Below are 15,836 nucleotides of genomic sequence, written 5' to 3'. Positions count from 1 at the left end.
CTGGGCTGGATAGAACGGGTTTCCTTGTCACTTGCTACTCGGACCTTGTTACTGGCCGAAGGCCATCAGCCCAGATAGCGCCTGCCGCCACGCATCACGGCGCGCGTCATCTCGCGAGGCTCGACCTCACCCGCCAGTTGGCGTTGCAGGGCCTCCCAGGCGGCCTCGTCCAGCCTGCCCCTCTCGGAAAGCCACGCGGCCAGCCGAGGGGCATCGAAGCCCCGGTCGAGGACCTCGCCCCGCTCGTCCTCCAGCACCGGGATCCGCATTCCGTAACGCTCGACCAGGGCGTCATCCTCGCTGATCTCGATTTTCTCCAACCAGACCTCGTCTGCGGCCAGGGTCAGCAGCAAGGCCTGGAGTTGTTCGCACAGATGACAGCCCAGAGTGGTATAGAACCTCAGCTGGATCATGGTGTCTCCCTCTGGCGTATCAGATAGACATGATGCAGATCCGGGCGGCGTTTACCAGATAAAAGGCGGGTCGAAGGAGTCATGCCGCGTCCCCCCGGTGACGGATCAGGAAGCAGTGATGCAGATCCGGGCGGCGTTTAAAATCGGGGTCGAAGGTCCGGGCCGAGATGTCCTCCACCCGGAACTGTTCGGCGAGATCCGCATCCAGCGTGAAACGCCGCTGGTTGTTGGAGAAAACCAGGGTGCCCCCAGGCGCCAGTCGCGCCATGGCCAGGCGCACCAGCCGGCCGTGGTCACGCTGAATATCCAGGGTGTCGGCCATCTTCTTGGAATTGGAGAAGGTCGGCGGGTCGAGGAAGATCAGGTCGAACTCACCGCCGGTGGTCGCAAGCCAGCGCAGGCAGTCGTCGCGTACCAGACGATGGCGGCCGGGGTCGAGTCCGTTGAGGGCGAAATTGTCCCTGGCCCAGTCGAGATAGGTATTGGACAGATCCACGCTGACACTCTCGCTGGCGCCCCCGGCGGCCGCGCTGCCCAGGGCGGCCTGCACCGTGGCCGCCGCAGTGTAGCAGAAGAGGTTGAGAAAGCGCGTGTCGGCGGCCATCTCGCCCAGCAGGCGACGCACGGGGCGGTGGTCGAGGAAGAGTCCCGTATCGAGATAGTCGCGCAGGTTGACCCAGAGCCGCGCGCGCCCCTCCTGGACCTGGAAACGCTCGCCACTGGCCGCCTGTTTCTCGTACTGTCCCTTGCCACTCTGGCGTTCGCGGCGCTTGATGACGATCGCCGAGGCATCGACATCCAGCACCTCGGGAATCACCGAGAGGGCGTCGAAGAGGCGCTTCTGGGCCTGGGCCGCATCGATGCTCCTGGGGGGGGCATATTCCTGGACATGCACCCGGTCGGCGTAGACGTCGATGGCCAGGGCATACTCCGGCATATCGGCGTCATAGAGCCGGTAGCAACTTTCACCGGACTGCCTGAGCCATTTCCTGAGCCGCTTGCGATTCTTCTCCAGACGGTTGGCGAACATCTGCGCGCCCTTCGAGTGCCGAGGTGGCGCCAGCTGGGTCGACTCGCCGGGCTCATCCCCCGCAGGGATCGCCATCAACAGCAGCTTCGCCTCCAGGGGGCCATTGTGCAGGGCATACTGCTTGTGAGCTCGCAGGCCGATACGGTGTCCAAGGTCCGGATTGGCGGTGAATACCGCCAGTTGCCAGCCCGGGAAGGCTGCCTTGACCCGCTCCCCCAGCAGCCCATAGAGGGTCACCAGTTCGGGAAGCTCGCCCAGGCGTTCCCCATAGGGCGGGTTGGTGATCACCAGACCGGCGGGCGCCTCGAGCAGCTCCGCCGGGCGCTGGAGCTGGGCCAGAGAGGCACCCTGCAACTCGATGAGTGCCGGCAACCCCGCCCGCATGGCGTTGGCCCTGGCGGCGGCCAGTGCCGGCGGACTCTCATCGAACCCGTAAAGGCGGGAGCGACAGCGCTTGCGGCCGATACTGGCCCTGGCCTGGGCCTCACGCAGGAGCTCGTCCCAGAGGTCTTGCCGGTGGCCCGCCCAGCCATGGAAACCAAAGCGCTCCCGGGTCAGATTCGGGGCGATGTCGGCGGCCATCATCGCCGCCTCGATCAACAGGGTCCCGGCGCCACAGAGCGGATCCACCAGGGGCGCTCCCTCGCGGGCCAATGTCGGCCAGCCGGCACGCACCAGCAGGGCCGCCGCCAGATTTTCCTTGAGCGGGGCATGGCCGACGTCTCGACGATAGCCGCGCCGGTGCAGGCTGTCTCCGGCGAAATCCACGCCCAGGACTAGGCGCCCGCGGTGCAGGTTGGCGTAGAGTCGCAGGTCGGGGTGACGGAGGTCGACATCGGGACGTGGCCGATCCTCGGCCAGCAGGCGTTCCACGACCCCATCCTTGACGGTCTGGGCACCGAAGCGGGTATGACGGATCGCCTCGGAGCGCCCGTGGAAATCCACCGCCAGGGTGCCGCCGGGCGCCAGATGGCGGCGCCAGTCGATGCCGGCCACTCGTCCTCGCAGTTGCTCGGGGGTGTCGACACCCTGCTCGTTGAGCAGGGTGAGCACCACCCGATTGGCCAGCCGCGACCAGAGGCAGATCCGATAGGCCTGAGCGAGGCTCGACCGGAAATGGACCCCACCCACGGTCGTCTTGCCTGGCTCGGCGTCCAGCGCCAGGAGTTCATCGGCCAGAAGCAACTCGATCCCTCTGGGACAGGTGGCGATAAACTCCAGGGATTCATGGTGTTGAGATTCAGTCATGGATGATTCCTGGGTATCCTGAGCCGGCGGACGGAGAACAGGATGTGGCGGATGACGATCGCGTAACCCGGTGGTTACAAATCAACAGTCGACAATCATGAGTGATATGGACTATCAATAGGTGAGTAGCTACTGGAAAGAACGCATGCGTTTCCTGTCATCGGATCCGTTCCGGGATGGCGCAATTAGATCTTGTCATCTTCGGCACTGGGTTCGGACATGCAACGGACCTGGCTGACGCACTCGGCTGGTTCAGGTTGATACCTTATCAAGAGGTAGTCCAATGAAACGACAGAAACGTGATCGCTTCCAGCGTGCTTACATTCACGGGTACAAGGCAGGTGTCTCAGGTCGCTCCCGTGATGACTGTCCCAGTCAAGAAATCAATCTTCGCGAATACTGGATGAGCGGTTGGCGTGAGGGTCGGGGTGATCAGTGGTCGGGCATGACAGGTGTATCCGGCATCCACAAGAATCCCATGGTGATGTGAACCTTTCACTCGTCTTCATCAGGTTCACTGGTCATTGACCCGAGGTCGATGACCCCGCTGACAAGCCCGTGAGAGAATCACGGGCTTTTTCGTGTTCCCGAAGGGCGCGAGCGCATTCCTGCACCAGGGACGGACCACGATAGATCAAGCCGGTGTAGAGCTGGACCAGGTCCGCCCCGGCCTGCAGCTTGGCGACGGCGGCCTCCCCGCTGTCGATGCCGCCGACGCCGATGATCGGCATCCCGGGCAGGTGGCTGCGCAGTTCACGTATCACCCTATTGGACGGTTCGAATACCGGTCGACCCGAGAGTCCGCCCGACTCCTCGGCATGGGCCATTCCCGCCAGTGCGTCCCGGGAGACCGTGGTATTGGTGGCGATGACCGCATCGATTCGATGGCGCTCCAGGGACCCTGCCACCAGGGCGATCTCCTCCGGAACCATGTCCGGGGCGATCTTCACGGCCAGGGGAACGCGTCTTCCAGTCTCGCGGTCCAGCCGGTTACCGGCCTCACGCAGCGGCCCGAGAAGGTCATCCAGATGATCGCCGAACTGGAGATTGCGCAGCCCCGGTGTATTGGGCGAGGAGATATTGACCGTCACATAGTCGGCATGGGCATGCACCGCTTCCAGGCAGGCCAGGTAGTCGTCCAGCGCCCGCTCCACCGGCGTGGTGAGGTTCTTGCCGATGTTGATGCCCAGGATGCCGCTATAGTGACTGGCCTGGACCCGTTCGATCAGACGCGCGACCCCGGCATTGTTGAACCCCATGCGGTTGATGAGGGCGGCCCCTTCGGGCAACCGGAAGAGACGGGGCCTGGGGTTGCCATCCTGGGGCCTGGGCGTCACGGTACCTACCTCGATGAAGCCGAAACCCAGGGCACCGAGGGGCCCCAGGTGCTCGGCATTCTTGTCCATTCCCGCCGCCAGGCCCACGTGGTTGGGAAACTGGAGTCCCATCAACTCAACCGGATCCTCGACACGGGAGCCGAGGAAACGAGACGCCAGTCCCAGCCGATGGCCCAGGTCCAGGCCGGCGAGGGCAAGGCCATGGGCGGTCTCGGCCTCCAGCCGAAACAGCATCGAACGGGCAAGCGAGTACATGGCGTCTCCGGACAAGAGAAAAATCGCGGATCGCGAGTATACCAGTGGGCCTTGGCCCTCACCATGATCCCGCTGACGGCATCTTTATGATTAACTGACATGCCCCTGAGGGGCTGCACCAGGACCCTCGATCCATGACTGCCAAGGAGGCTACATGAAGGAAACCACTGAAACGCTCGAACATCGCCTGTCGCGCATTCACACCGCGCTGAGGAAAGGGCAGTTCGACGAGGTGGATGAGATCATGGCCGGTTTCGAGCCGGCCGAGATCGCCCTGATGCTGGAATCGCTGCCGCCGGTCGAGCGCATCACGCTCTGGGAACGGGTGCCGGTGGAAGTCGACGGTGAGGTGCTGCTTCATGTGCATGATGAGGTGCGCAGTACCCTCATCGACGACATGGATCCCGCCGAAATCAAGGCGGCCGCCGCAGGACTCGACACCACCGACCTGGCGGAACTCTTCGATGACCTGCCTCAGCTGGTAGCCGAGGACATGCTGCGTTCCATGGACGAGTTGCAGCGCCGGCGACTGGAGGAGACGCTGGCCTTCGAGGAAGACAGCGCCGGACGACTGATGCGTACGGACAGCATCGGGGTTCGCGCGGATGTCTCCCTGGAGACCGTGCAACGCTTCCTGCGCTGGAAGGAGTCGGTGCCCGACAACACCGACGCCCTGATGGTCGTCGATCGTAATGGCCTCTTTGTCGGCACCCTGCCGCTTGCCAGGCTGGTCTCCCATCCTCCGGAAATGGCCGTGGCCGACCTGATGGATAGCGATGTCAAGAGTATCGCCATGGACATGCCGACCCGAGAGGTGGCCACCCTCTTCCAGACCCATGACCTCGTCTCGGCGGCGGTGGTCGACGTCAACGGGATGTTGCTCGGCCGTATCGTCATCGACGACATCGTCGACGTGATTCGCGACAATTCCGAGCAGGCGCTGATGAACATGGCGGGTCTCGACGAAGAGGAGGATCTCTTCGCCCCGGTGCTTCCCAGCGCCAAGCGCCGAGCCGTATGGCTGGGCATCAATCTGGTCACCGCCTTCCTCGCCGCCTGGGTCATCGGACGCTTCGAGGAGGTGCTGGACCAGATCGTCGCCCTCGCCGTGCTGATGCCCATCGTGGCCAGCATGGGCGGGATCGCCGGCAGCCAGACCCTGACCCTGGCCATCCGCGGCCTGGCCCTGGGCCAGATCAGCCAGACCAACAGCAACTGGCTGATGCGCAAGGAAATCGGCATCGCCGTACTCAACGGCGTGGGCTGGTCGCTGGTGGTCGCCGTCCTGGCCGTGCTGTGGTTCGGCAGTATCGGGATCGGCCTGATCATCGCGGCCGCCCTGGTCATCAACATGCTCGCCGCAGGGGCGGCGGGCATCGCCATCCCGCTTGTGCTCAAGCGTATGGGCATCGACCCCGCCCTGTCGGGCTCGGTGGTCCTCACCACCGTCACTGATGTGGTCGGCTTCATGGCCTTCCTGGGGCTCGCCACCATCTTCCTGCTGTAAGCGCTGCCCCCAGACAAAAACCCCGCCTGACGGCGGGATTCCTGTCTGGGGGGCATGACGTCCGGCGTCAGATTTCCCGGCTGCTTTCCGCCAGGTCAACCAGTTCCCGAACGGCCACGGCAAAGAGCGCAAAACCGCCTTGGCTACCGCCACTGACCTCATCGATCAGTCGACGCCAGCGCTGGTGCATGGACTCATGCAGTGTCAGCCAATGGCTGACGCGTTCCGCCGGATCCTTGGGTCCGCCCTGCATCTTCATGACGCTGACGGTCAGGGCCAACTGCTGGCGGTCAATATCATCGCGGAAGGTCTCACGGGCCTGGGCCTGCCAACTGTCACGCACCTTGAGCTCGGTGACCTGCTGAATCATCCAGGGAAGTTCCAGACGGTCACCGATTTCGTAGAAGACCTCGGCCACCTTCTGTGGCTTTTCATCGGTCTGGCGCGCGGCCTGGATGACACCCAAGGCTGCATAGAGGCTGCCGGCGGCGGCGACGGTCGAGGCCAATGGCTGGGGGGCACCGGCGGCCACCAATTCATCGCGACGGGCCACCCAGGTGTCGTACTCCTCACCACGCAGGCGCTTGCCGATGTTGTCCTGCAACTGCGACAGGCGCGGCAGGAAGTAGGCAATGGCATCCTGAGTGGACAGGCCCGTCCTGTTGCGCAGGAACCAGCGCGTGGCGCGGCGGACCAGGCGCATCATGTCGAGCATCATGCCGTACTGCACTGGCGTCGGCACTTTGTTGTCCAGGGCCTCGATCTGCTGCCAGAGTATCGGCAGCTGGTAACTGTCACGAACAATGACATAGCAACGAGCAATATCGGCACGACCGGCACCCGTGGAATCCATGAGACGCCGCACGAAGACGATTCCCATGTGATCGACGAGGTCATTGGCCACCTGGGTCGCCACGATCTCGCGCTTCAGGCGGTGTTCGTACATCTCGTCATGGAAACGCTCGCTCAGCACCGTCGGGAAGACCCGTTCGACATGACGCACCATGGTCGGATCATCGGGCACGTCCGAGACGATCAGGTCGCCCTTGAGGGTACTCTTGGCATAGGAAATCAAGACCGAGAGCTCCGGCAACAGCATGCCCTGCTCGTTGGCGACGCGTTCCAGGAGTTCCTCGTCGGCGGGCAGGAACTCCAGCTCGCGGTCGATCAGGCCGCTGGATTCAAGCTCACTGATAAAACGCTTGAAGGGCCCGATGCCTTGCCGGGAGAGGATCTCGGCGAGGTCCAGTGCCTGGGTCTGGCGGTAGTTGTCGCGCAGGACCAGCGCCGAGACGTCCTCGGTCATCTCGGCGAGCAACTGGTTGCGCTGCTTGGTGGTCATGTCACCCCGCTCCACCACCTCGTCGAGCAGGATCTTGATATTGACCTCATGGTCGGAACAGTTGACGCCACCGGCGTTGTCGATGAAGTCGGTATAGACCCGTACACCACGGGCCGAGGCCTGCATCCGGCCTCGCTGGGTCAAGCCCAGGTTACCGCCTTCGCCGATGACCTTGCAGTTCAGCTCGGTACCGTTGATGCGCAAGGCGTCATTGGCCTTGTCACCCACGTCGGCATCCGTCTCCTCGGTGTGCTTGATGTAGGTCCCGATCCCGCCATTCCAGAGCAGGTCCACCGATGAATTGAGCATGTTGCGAATCAGCTCGTTCGGGGACAGCCTATCTTCCTTGATGGCGAAGAGCTTCTTCATCTGCGCGGAGATCGGGATCGACTTGGCGCTACGTTTGAAGATCCCCCCCCCTTCCGAGATGAGACCGGCGTCGTAATCCTCCCAGCTGGAGCGCGGCATATCGAAGAGGCGCTGGCGTTCGGCGAAGGTGGCGGCGGCATCCGGCGCGGGATCGACGAAGATATGCATATGGTTGAAGGCGCCCACCAGCAGAATCTTGTCGGACAGCAACATGCCGTTGCCGAACACATCGCCCGCCATGTCACCGACGCCTAACACGGTGAACTCGTCCTGCTGCGTATTCAGCCCAAGGCCCCTGAAGTGACGTTGCACGGATTCCCAGGCACCCTTGGCCGTGATGCCCATCTTCTTGTGGTCATAGCCGTTGGCCCCGCCCGACGCGAAGGCATCGCCCAGCCAATGTCCGTATTCCGCGGAAATCTCGTTGGCGATATCGGAAAAGGTCGCCGTGCCCTTGTCGGCAGCCACTACCAGGTAGGGGTCGTCGGGGTCATGACGGACGACATCCTCGGGCGGCACGACGCCACCCCCCTTGAGGTTGTCGGTGATATCGAGCAGGGCGCGGATAAAGATCTTGTAGCAGGCGATACCCTCCTTCTGGAGCGTATCCCGGTCGGCCCCGTCAGGCATCCGTTTGCAGACGAAGCCACCCTTGGCGCCGACGGGCACGATGACGGCATTCTTGACCTGCTGTGCCTTGACCAGCCCCAGCACCTCGGTACGGAAATCCTCCTGGCGGTCGGACCACCGCAAGCCGCCTCTGGCCACCTTGCCACCGCGAAGGTGCACACCCTCTACCCGCGGCGAGCAGACGAAGATCTCGAACATCGGACATGGATTGGGAATCCCCGTGACACGGGAGGGTTCGAGCTTCAGGGAGAGGTAATCCTTGGGAAGACCATCGCTTCCCGTCTGGTAGTAGTTGGTCCTCAGAGTCGCCTGGATCAGCTCCACATAGCGGCGCAGCAGCTGATCGTCGTTGAGACTGGCCACGCCATCGAGCAGCCCGATGATACGCGCCAGGCAGTCGTCGATCTGTCCGTCCTCGGGGCGCTCCCCGGGATTGAAGCGCAGCTTGAACAGACCCACCAGTTCCCGGGTGATCTCGGGAGAGTTGACCAGGGTATTGGCCATGTAGTCCTGGGAGACACCGAAACGGATCTGCTTGAGGTAACGGGCATAGGCCCGCAGCATGGCGACTTCCCGCCAGTCCAGGTTGGCGCTGATGATCAGGCGGTTGAAGGCATCGTTGTCCGCATTCCCGGCCCAGATCCGCTGGAAGGCCTGGATGAAGTCATCGCGCATGTCCTGGAGATTGACCTCGTTGCGGGTGTGGTGCTCCAGGTCGAAATCATGGATCCAGTAGGTGCTGTCGGACGCCTGGACTTCGTAGGGGCGCTCGCTGATCACCCTCAAGCCGAGGTTCTCCATCATCGGCAGCACATCGGAAAGCGGGATGGGCAGATCACGATGGAACAGCTTGAGGTTGACCCCGCTGCCCTCTTCCTCGACGAGTCGATACAGCGACAGGGCCAGGGTGGCGCCGTCATCCAGTTCGTTGATGTGGTGCAGGTCGAGGACCGCCGTCCTGGGGGAGAAATCATCCCGATAGCTGGCCGGGAAGGCATTCCGGAAGCGATCCATCAGGCAGTTGGCCTGCTCCTCACCGAACCCCTCGATACTTGCAAGTTGCAGGTCATCCCGCCAGTTACGCGCCAGTTGCACCAGCTTGGACTCGATGCGCCGGAGGTCATAGTCGGCAGGGCCATCGCCCTTGAAACGCATGATGAACTGGATCCGCGCCAGGACCGACTCCGACAGGTAGGTATTGAAGTCGCCGAAGGTGGCATCGAGTTCCTCGCAGAGCAGGGCCTGGACGCGCAGGCGCAGGTCCGTGGAAAAGACATCGCGGGGAACGAACACCAGACAGGAATAGAAACGCCCGAAAAGGTCCTCGCGAACGAACAGACGGACTCGGCGACGCTCACGGATATCGAGGATACCCAGCGCCGTCTTGACCAGCTCATCGAGGTCGATCTGGAAGAGGTCATCGCGAGGATAGACCTCGAGGATCTGCAACAACTGCTTGCCGTTATGCCCCTTGGGATTGAAGCCGGCTGTTTCCATCACGGCCTGCAGCTTGCGCCTGAGGATAGGCACATTGCGTGGCGATTCGTTGTACATGGTGGCGGTGAACAGCCCCAGCAGGCGATGCTCACCGATCACTCGTCCCTGGTCATCATAGCGATCGATGGAGATGTAGTCGGGGTAGGTCGGACGATGGACCCGGGCGTGGCAGGCGCTCTTGGCGAACGCCAGCAGTTGGGGCACCAGCACATAGTGATCCCCCTGCACGCCGATATCGGTACGAATGCGCTCACGGTAACGGGGCTGCTCGAGTCGGAATACCCCCAGCTCGCTTCCCGTCACCTTCTCCAGGCGCTCGTCGCCGTCGACCACGCTGACCTCATGGGTGTCATAGCCAAGGAAGGTAAAGTTGTCGTGGAGCAGCCAATCCAGGAAGGCAATCGCCTCCTTGTGATCCTCGGGATCGACCTGGGCGGGACAGCCGGCCTTGACCTCCTCGAGGGCATGGCGGACCTGTTCGCGCATGGGTTCGAAATCCGCCACCGCCGTGCGGACATCAACCAGTACCTCGTGCAGGCTGGCCTGTATATCGTCGAGGACGGCCGGATCGGAATGGCGATCGATCTCGATGACGATCAGCGATTCCCGTCCCGGGGGTGCCCCGGCCTCACCGGGGGAGGTCACCTCCTCCAGCTGGTGCTGCCCGGCCCGGCGCGTCGCCAGGACGGCGTTATGGATCGCATGTACCGTGATGCCGCGACGGGTGAGCTCGATACGTACCGAATCGACGAGAAACGGCATGTCCTGGTGCAGGATCGCCACGAAGGTATGCGTCGACTGCCACCCATGCTCCTCGAAATCGGGGTTGAACACCCGTACCTTGGGTTCGGCGGGATCGAACTGCTGGATGAAATGCCAGACCGAGAGCGTCGCTCCATAGATATCGTCGAGACGACGGTCGGCCAGATCATCGCTCGGCACCATGGAATAGAAATAGTCGGCAAAGGTCTGAATTTCCTCGGCCTTGGGCTGCTCCAGTCGGCTGGAGAGCTTCTCGGACAGCTGCTTGAGCAGATCCTGTCGGATGTCATTGGTCGTCACATGCTGCATCCATCACCTCGGCTGCCTGCGACCGCCGGCTGACGGTCGGAAATTATTATGGAGGGGTTTGCCTGCCCCCTCATCGAACTGGCGTATTTCGCATGGCGGATGTCATTTTGGCATCAGAACTTGACAGCAAAAACGGTTCACGACGCTCAAGGTTCACATCAAGAACGGCGCTCCAGCAATACCCCGCACTCGCAATGCGGCGTCCAGGGGAACTGGTCGAAGAGGGCGAAGCGACTGATCTCGTGGGTCCGGGTCAACACCTCGATATTCTCCGCCAGCGACTCTGGGTTACATGAAATATAGACAATACGCGAATAGCCGCTGAGTTGGCGGCAACTTTCTTCATCGAGCCCAGCGCGGGGAGGGTCCACCAGCACCGTGGTGAAATCATAGTCGTCCAGGGACCATTCGGTCACACGCCGCCCCCCCTTGTCTCCCTTGAGCGCCCTGGCGAAGTCCTCGGCGGACATGCGCCCCACCACGGCGTTATCGATGCCGTTGGCCTCCAGGTTTCGCCTCGCGCTGGCCACCGAGGTCCGCGAAATTTCCGTGGCCAGCACGCGGCGAAAGTTCTCGGCCAGGGCCACGGTGAAGTTGCCGTTGCCACAATAGAGTTCCACCAGATCACCCGCCCGGCTGTCCCGGGTGACCTCGCGCGCCCAGGACAGCATCGACCGGCAGATCTCGGCATTGGGCTGGGTGAAGCTGTTCTCCACTTGCTGGTAGACGAAGTCCCGTCCATCGGCCCTCAGGCATTCCCAGACATGGTCGCGCTCGAGCACCAGGCGTTGCTTGCGGGAGCGACCGATGATCATGGCACCCAGCCGCTCCTGAAGGTCTCGGGCCGCGACTTCCCAGGCCTCGTCGAGCGGACGGTGATAGATCAGGGTGATCAGTGCCTCACCGGACAGGGTGGTGAGAAACTCCACCTGGAAGAGCTTGCGTCGCAACAGCGGCACATCACGGATGGCATCGAGCAGTTGCGGCATCAGGTCATTGATTTGCCGACTGGCCACCGGATAGGCATCCAGTCGGACCACGACCTTCTTCTCCGGGGCCTGGGCGTCAGACTCGGACGCCCTCATTTCGAACATGGCATAGAAGAGATCCTCTTCCTCATGCCAGAGGCGGAATTCGCAGCGCTGCCGGTAGTGACTGGGCGGAGAGGGATATACCTCCAGCGGCGGGGGCGAAAAGCGAGCGAAGCCGGTCACGATGCGTTCGCGCTTGGCATCGAGCTGGGCGTGATAGCGAGGAGGATCAACGACGGGAATGACCAAGGGGGCTCCTGTATATCGATAGGAAAGGGAGAAGGATAGACCTCTGGCGGTCAGGAAAACGACAAGAGTGTCGGCCGGGCAAAACCGAAGGACGCCAGACCCGAGGTGATCCGCGCGTCCGCCAGGGTCACGAAACTCCTGCCCGGACCCTGGTGCACGGGATGATCGGGCACCACCTGGGCCACCCGCCGGGCGATGGCATCACCGGAATCGATCCACGCCACGCGGCGCGGCGATGCCTCGACCAGGGCGTCATGGAGCAGCGGAAAATGGGTGCAGCCCATGACCACGGTATCCAGATCCGAATCTTCCCAGAGGGGGGCGAGGGAATCATGGATCACCTCGCCATCCAGGGGGTCGCCTGCCAGCAAGCCCTCGGCCTGGCCCACCAGGGCATCGGCGGCCACCCGAGTGACCACACAATCACCGGCGAACTCACGGATCAGCGCCAGGGTATAGGGGCGTGACACCGTGGCACGTGTCGCCAAGAGGCCGAAATGGCGACTCCGGCTGAGGCGGGCGGCGGGCTTGATAGCCGGTACTGTGCCAACCACAGGCACATCGAGGCGGCGGCGAAGGACCTCCAGTGCCAGGGTACTGGCCGTGTTGCAGGCGACCACCAGGGCGCTGCAGCCACTGGCCTCAACCGCGGCCTGACAGACAGCGGGAATGCGTTCCACCAGCCAGGCATCCTCGCGCACCCCGTAGGGCAGCATGGCGTTGTCGCAGGCATAGGCCAGGGCCATGTCGGGAAACCGGCGTCGCATGGCCGAGACTACCGAGAGGCCACCCACCCCTGAATCGAAAACCAGCACAGGCCCGGTCATGGACAGGTCCCACCGTGAAGCATCTGGCTCAGTCGTGACAACGGGAGGTGGCGCAGAGAGAGTCTTGCATGGAAATGGCCTACCAGCATTGCAGGGTCCCCGATGGCATCCAGTCGGGGAAGGATCCCTTCCCCGCTGAGAGAGGGGATTCTACCTCAGACTCGGGAGGGACTCGAACCCTGGGAATGGCTCTGACGAAAAGGAATCAGATCCTCTCCGGGGCATCACGAAATTCGGCATAGAGTTCCGGATAGGCCTTCTGAAGCCGCTCCAGTTCTGACGTCGCGCCGGCGGGGAGCGATTCGGAAAGCCGTTGGAGATCCTCGTCGTTGAAGTGTTCGCGAATCAGGGGGAACAGTAGCTCACGCTCGTCGCGCAGGTAGGCACGATGACTCTCGAGATAGGACTTGAGGTCATCGGCGAAGCGATCCATGGGTATCACCGCATCCATCAGGATCATGTCAATATCGTTGGAGAGCCGCTTGAGCCGGGCTTTCAATGCACGGTAATCCGCGGATAACTGCTCGGTGATCCCGGCGCTCTGCGCGGCCACTTCCTGCAGCCGTTCGGCACAGACTCGCTCCAGCGGCATGGTGAAGCCTTCCATGTAGTCGAGAATGTAGTCCACCACCTTCCTGATCAGCTGGAAATTGGGGCGCTCACCGGCTTTCAGGGCCTTCTGCTTGAGCTGCAGGACGTGCAACATGCGCGCCATATTGGCATGATCCTGACGCAGTTGGGTCAGCATGGGCATGTCGGTAACTCCTCTGTGTCGGCAAGAGAGAGCACACTCTCATTTGGATGCAACGTCAAGGCGGGGGTTCATCGATCGACACGATTCGTGTCGGGGGCATTGCTACAATCTAGTGCCTGACGGGCCGACTGTCTATTGGCCAGGCTCGTGGCGCACCCATCGGATTCGATCAATACCACCCTTTACCAGGGAGCCACCATGGACTTGTTCCCCCAGGCCAGCAACGATGAAGCCGCCCCACTCCCCTTCCGCATGCGGCCGCGAAAACTGGATGAGTATGTCGGCCAGCAGGCCCTGGTGGGGCCGGACAAGCCCCTGCGTCATATGGTCGAGACCGGCGTAGTGAGGTCGATGATCCTCTGGGGACCACCGGGCACCGGCAAGACCACCCTCGCCGAGATCCTGGCAGCCGAATCCGGCGCCCATCTCGAACATCTCTCGGCGGTGATGGCCGGCGTCAAGGAGATCCGGGCCGCCGTGGAGACTGCCCGTGTCGCCAAGGGACAGGGCAAGTCGACCCTGCTCTTCCTCGACGAGATCCACCGGCTCAACAAGAGCCAGCAGGATGCCCTGCTGCCCCATGTGGAATCCGGTCTCCTGACACTGATCGGCGCGACCACCGAGAACCCGTCTTTCGAGGTAAATTCGGCCCTGCTGTCACGGGCCCGGGTCCATGTGCTCAAGTCATTGTCCGAAACCGAGCTCATCGAGGTGATGCAGCGTGCCCTGACTGACTCGGAACATGGTCTGGGGCTGCGGAACATCGCGGTGGATGAGTCGGTACTTGGGGTGCTGGCGAGAGCGGCGGCCGGCGACGCCCGAAGGGCCCTGGGGCTGCTGGAGATGGCCTGCGACTTCACCATCCCCGAGGGCCAGGGGGAACGCCTGCCGCGAGAGGCCCTGGAAGACGTCATCGGCCATGGCGCAAGCGCCTTCGACAAGCAGGGTGACCAGTATTACGACCTGCTCTCGGCAATCCACAAGTCGGTCAGGTCATCCCGCCCGGACGCCGCCCTGCTGTATATCGCACGCTTCATCCAAGGGGGAGGTGACCCGCTGGACGTGGTTCGGCGGTTGGCCGCTATTGCCTCGGAGGATGTCGGCAACGCCGATCCACGCGCCCTGCCACTGGTCATGGCCGCCTGGGACGCCTACCTGCGCCTTGGCGATTACGAGGGACAACGCGCCATCGCCCATGCCGCCATCCACCTGGCGGTAGCCCCCAAGAGCAATGCCATCGACAAGGCCTGGAAACAGGCCAAGGACTTCGTGGCCGGCCAGCCACGGCTCGAGGTGCCCACTTACCTGCGCAACGCGCCGACGAAGCTCATGGAGTCCCTGGGTCATGGCCAGGGCTACCGCTATGCGCACAGTGAACCCCACGCCTACCCGGCCGGCAGCGACCATGACTGCTGGCCCGACGAGATTCAGCGCCAGCGTTTCTATCAACCGACGGAATACGGTCAGGAGAAGCGCTACGGCCAACTGATGGCGTGGCGGGCCGAGCTTGACGCCGAGGCGGACGACGGCGCGTAGTTTGGAGCTTCATTGCGTATCCCGGATCACATCGGTGCCCTCGGGAATGGCGAAATCGAAAACGTCGTCATCCAGCGATTCGTTCATTCTCACGTCATTGAAGGTGATCGCAGTGCGCTGTCCGATACTGTCGGTCATCTGCAGGGCACGCAGACGCTCCCCACGAAAGGTCATCTCCAGTTGCTCGAAGAGGGTATCCGGATCCTTGGGCGTAAGCACAAAGGATTCTGACCCCCCTTGCTGGGAGCGGGTGACGTCATAGCTGTCGGTCAGTTCGCTGGAACTCCCCGACAGCAGCAAGGCGGGGGTATGGGTGACCCGCATGTCCAGCGCCTGGACAGTGGCCTGCTCGAGGTCCGGGTCATAGAGAATGACCTCTTCGCCATCCGAGATCACCACTTGGCGATAGGGCGCGTCGACCTCCCAGCGGAACTTGCCTGGACGCGACAGCCACATCTTGCCGCGAGTCTCCTGCAGGCGCTGACCGCCGCCGTCGAGGATCTGTTGCTCGAAGCTCGATTGGTAGGTCTGCAGGGGCTCGAGCAGTCGCGTCAGGCGCTCGGCACCTTCACTGGCCAGCGCCGAGAGGGGAATGGCAAGGGTCATGGCCAGCATGGCTAGGGACTTCTTCACTGTCATCGTCACTCTCTCCCTGGACGGGTCCATCGTGGATTCCTGTCACTCGGACCTTCGGTGGGTCGACGGGTTGCGGCCCCGCCGATGCTTCCATCATTGCTGCA

At 62.8% G+C, this 15,836-nt stretch carries 11 protein-coding genes; 3 read left to right on the top strand and 8 right to left on the bottom strand.

Going from position 1 to position 15,836, the window contains the following annotated elements; all coding sequences use genetic code 11:
* Positions 1–65 precede the first annotated feature (65 nt).
* On the bottom strand, positions 66–413 hold the full coding sequence (locus tag ACESMD_RS09030) for a glutaredoxin family protein (protein ID WP_372612393.1): 348 nt from the start codon (positions 411–413) through the stop codon (positions 66–68).
* A gap of 79 nt (positions 414–492) precedes the next feature.
* The gene (gene rlmKL / locus ACESMD_RS09025) at positions 493–2,691 is read right to left on the bottom strand and encodes a bifunctional 23S rRNA (guanine(2069)-N(7))-methyltransferase RlmK/23S rRNA (guanine(2445)-N(2))-methyltransferase RlmL (RefSeq protein WP_372612391.1); all 2,199 of its coding nucleotides are present in this window, start codon (positions 2,689–2,691) and stop codon (positions 493–495) included.
* 283 nt (positions 2,692–2,974) lie between these two features.
* Here rlmKL and rmf point away from each other — a divergent pair, with 283 nt between their 5' ends.
* The gene (rmf, locus tag ACESMD_RS09020; RefSeq protein ID WP_102589670.1) at positions 2,975–3,181 is read left to right on the top strand and encodes a ribosome modulation factor; all 207 of its coding nucleotides are present in this window, start codon (positions 2,975–2,977) and stop codon (positions 3,179–3,181) included.
* A gap of 31 nt (positions 3,182–3,212) precedes the next feature.
* Here rmf and ACESMD_RS09015 read toward each other — a convergent pair whose 3' ends face one another.
* On the bottom strand, positions 3,213–4,283 hold the full coding sequence (locus ACESMD_RS09015; RefSeq protein WP_372612388.1) for a quinone-dependent dihydroorotate dehydrogenase: 1,071 nt from the start codon (positions 4,281–4,283) through the stop codon (positions 3,213–3,215).
* A gap of 154 nt (positions 4,284–4,437) precedes the next feature.
* Here ACESMD_RS09015 and mgtE point away from each other — a divergent pair, with 154 nt between their 5' ends.
* Positions 4,438–5,790 carry a magnesium transporter gene (gene mgtE, locus ACESMD_RS09010; protein ID WP_372612386.1) on the top strand — a complete coding sequence of 451 codons (1,353 nt, stop codon included), beginning with the start codon at positions 4,438–4,440 and terminating at the stop codon, positions 5,788–5,790.
* A gap of 67 nt (positions 5,791–5,857) precedes the next feature.
* Here mgtE and ACESMD_RS09005 read toward each other — a convergent pair whose 3' ends face one another.
* The 4 genes from ACESMD_RS09005 to ACESMD_RS08990 all read right to left on the bottom strand — a co-directional run bounded on the left by ACESMD_RS09005 (position 5,858) and on the right by ACESMD_RS08990 (position 13,554).
* On the bottom strand, positions 5,858–10,699 hold the full coding sequence (locus tag ACESMD_RS09005; RefSeq protein WP_372612384.1) for an NAD-glutamate dehydrogenase: 4,842 nt from the start codon (positions 10,697–10,699) through the stop codon (positions 5,858–5,860).
* A gap of 158 nt (positions 10,700–10,857) precedes the next feature.
* On the bottom strand, positions 10,858–11,979 hold the full coding sequence (gene trmA, locus ACESMD_RS09000; protein ID WP_372612382.1) for a tRNA (uridine(54)-C5)-methyltransferase TrmA: 1,122 nt from the start codon (positions 11,977–11,979) through the stop codon (positions 10,858–10,860).
* Positions 11,980–12,029: 50 nt separating this feature from the next.
* On the bottom strand, positions 12,030–12,806 hold the full coding sequence (murI, locus tag ACESMD_RS08995) for a glutamate racemase (RefSeq protein WP_372612380.1): 777 nt from the start codon (positions 12,804–12,806) through the stop codon (positions 12,030–12,032).
* A gap of 205 nt (positions 12,807–13,011) precedes the next feature.
* Complete coding sequence (locus tag ACESMD_RS08990) at positions 13,012–13,554, bottom strand: hemerythrin domain-containing protein (protein ID WP_372612399.1); 543 nt, start codon at positions 13,552–13,554, stop codon at positions 13,012–13,014.
* 204 nt (positions 13,555–13,758) lie between these two features.
* Between ACESMD_RS08990 and ACESMD_RS08985 the strand changes: the two genes are divergently transcribed.
* Positions 13,759–15,096 (top strand): replication-associated recombination protein A, encoded by a 1,338-nt coding sequence (locus ACESMD_RS08985; RefSeq protein ID WP_372612378.1) that lies wholly within the window; start codon positions 13,759–13,761, stop codon positions 15,094–15,096.
* A gap of 9 nt (positions 15,097–15,105) precedes the next feature.
* Here the strand turns inward: ACESMD_RS08985 and lolA are convergent, their stop codons facing one another.
* Positions 15,106–15,735 carry an outer membrane lipoprotein chaperone LolA gene (gene lolA, locus ACESMD_RS08980; RefSeq protein ID WP_372612376.1) on the bottom strand — a complete coding sequence of 210 codons (630 nt, stop codon included), beginning with the start codon at positions 15,733–15,735 and terminating at the stop codon, positions 15,106–15,108.
* Positions 15,736–15,836 lie beyond the last annotated feature (101 nt).

Source organism: Halomonas sp., assembly GCF_041689495.1.
Lineage (GTDB): Bacteria > Pseudomonadota > Gammaproteobacteria > Pseudomonadales > Halomonadaceae > Halomonas.
This window is presented reverse-complemented; position numbering and strand designations above follow the sequence as displayed.

Coding starts and splice junctions, on each gene's coding strand:
- ACESMD_RS09005 (WP_372612384.1), bottom strand. CDS start 10,699: ATGCAGCATGTGACGACCAATGACATCCGACAGGATCTGCTCAAGCAG.
- murI (WP_372612380.1), bottom strand. CDS start 12,806: ATGACCGGGCCTGTGCTGGTTTTCGATTCAGGGGTGGGTGGCCTCTCG.
- lolA (WP_372612376.1), bottom strand. CDS start 15,735: ATGACAGTGAAGAAGTCCCTAGCCATGCTGGCCATGACCCTTGCCATT.
- rlmKL (WP_372612391.1), bottom strand. CDS start 2,691: ATGACTGAATCTCAACACCATGAATCCCTGGAGTTTATCGCCACCTGT.
- rmf (WP_102589670.1), top strand. CDS start 2,975: ATGAAACGACAGAAACGTGATCGCTTCCAGCGTGCTTACATTCACGGG.
- mgtE (WP_372612386.1), top strand. CDS start 4,438: ATGAAGGAAACCACTGAAACGCTCGAACATCGCCTGTCGCGCATTCAC.
- ACESMD_RS08985 (WP_372612378.1), top strand. CDS start 13,759: ATGGACTTGTTCCCCCAGGCCAGCAACGATGAAGCCGCCCCACTCCCC.
- ACESMD_RS09015 (WP_372612388.1), bottom strand. CDS start 4,283: ATGTACTCGCTTGCCCGTTCGATGCTGTTTCGGCTGGAGGCCGAGACC.
- ACESMD_RS09030 (WP_372612393.1), bottom strand. CDS start 413: ATGATCCAGCTGAGGTTCTATACCACTCTGGGCTGTCATCTGTGCGAA.
- ACESMD_RS08990 (WP_372612399.1), bottom strand. CDS start 13,554: ATGCTGACCCAACTGCGTCAGGATCATGCCAATATGGCGCGCATGTTG.